This is a genomic window from bacterium (assembly GCA_030654305.1).
Taxonomy (GTDB): Bacteria; Krumholzibacteriota; Krumholzibacteriia; order LZORAL124-64-63; family LZORAL124-64-63; genus PNOJ01.
The window spans coordinates 1-1107 of record JAURXS010000205.1 but is presented as its reverse complement, the minus strand read 5'-3'; the positions used below and the strand labels follow the sequence as shown (position 1 = coordinate 1107).

General features: G+C 74.5%; 2 protein-coding genes. Both read left to right on the top strand.

The features are described from left to right. The coding region (locus tag Q7W29_05485) for an SAM-dependent methyltransferase (protein MDO9171267.1) at positions 1 to 846 on the top strand (846 nt) is incomplete at its 5' end. After that, positions 843 to 1107: molybdate ABC transporter permease subunit (locus tag Q7W29_05480; protein ID MDO9171266.1), on the top strand; the 265-nt coding region annotated here is incomplete at its 3' end. The genes Q7W29_05485 and Q7W29_05480, both read left to right, overlap by 4 nt.

The window sequence follows — 1107 nt, the reverse complement described above, 5'->3', positions numbered from 1 at the left end:
ATCGCCGGTTCCGGCGAGGCCGCCGACGCCAAGGCGCGGCTGTTCGACGGCTCGCCCGCGCACATCGTGCGGCTGGACGGGCCCTCGGCCTTCCTCGCGGGCGCCTATTCCGGCGCGATCCTGGCCCTCATCGCCGGCGACGAGTTGTTCGTGCAGGCGGCCGCCGGCGCGGCGCGGGCGGCGCGGGCGCTGGTCAATGTCGTCGACCGGCCCGACCTGTCGGACTTCTTCACCCCGGCCCTGATCGACCGGGGCGAGGTGGTGGCGGCCATCGGCACCGGCGGCGGGGCCCCCATGCTGGCGGCCCTGCTGCGCAACGCCATCGAGACCCGCATTCCCGAAGGCTCCGGCCGGGTCGCCGCCCTGTTGCGCCAGCATCAGGCCGAGGTCCGCGAGGCCATGCCCGACGCGGCCGTTCGCCGGACCTTCCTGCGCGAGATCCTTGCCAGTCCCACCGCCCAGGCGGCCATGGACGGCGACATGGAGCGCGCCTCGGTCCTGCTGAAGGAAGCTCTCGCCCGGGGTGTCAAGCCGACGGGCCTGGTTCGCTTCGTCGCCGGCAAGGGGCCGTCGGACCTGCTGACCCTGCGCGCCGCGCGGGTGCTGTCCGAGGCCGACTGCCTGGTCGTGCCCGACGGGGTCGAGCCCTCGATCCTCGGCATGGCCCGCCGTGACGCCGGCAGGCTGACCCTCGGCGACGCCGGAGCCGAACATCTGATCGCCCTGGCCCGCGCCGGCCGTCAGGTCGTGCGACTGGTCACCGGCCCGATCGATCCGCGCGAGATCAAGGCGCTGGCCGAGGCCGGGGTGGCGGTCGAGGTGCTGCTCGCCGCGCCGGGCGGGTGACCGCCCTGACTCCCGCCGATCTGGACGCGATCGCCCTGTCGTTGAAGGTGGCGGCGACGGCGATGCTGGTCTCGCTGCCCGTGGCGTTCGGTGTCGCCCTGCTGCTGGCGCGGGGGCGGTTTCCCGGCCGCTCGCTGCTCGATGCGGTGGTGCATCTGCCGCTGGTCCTGCCGCCGGTGGCGACGGGCTATGTCCTGCTGATCCTGCTCGGCCGCAACGGCCCGCTCGGCCGGCCGTTGGCGGAGATGGGCATCGTCCTGG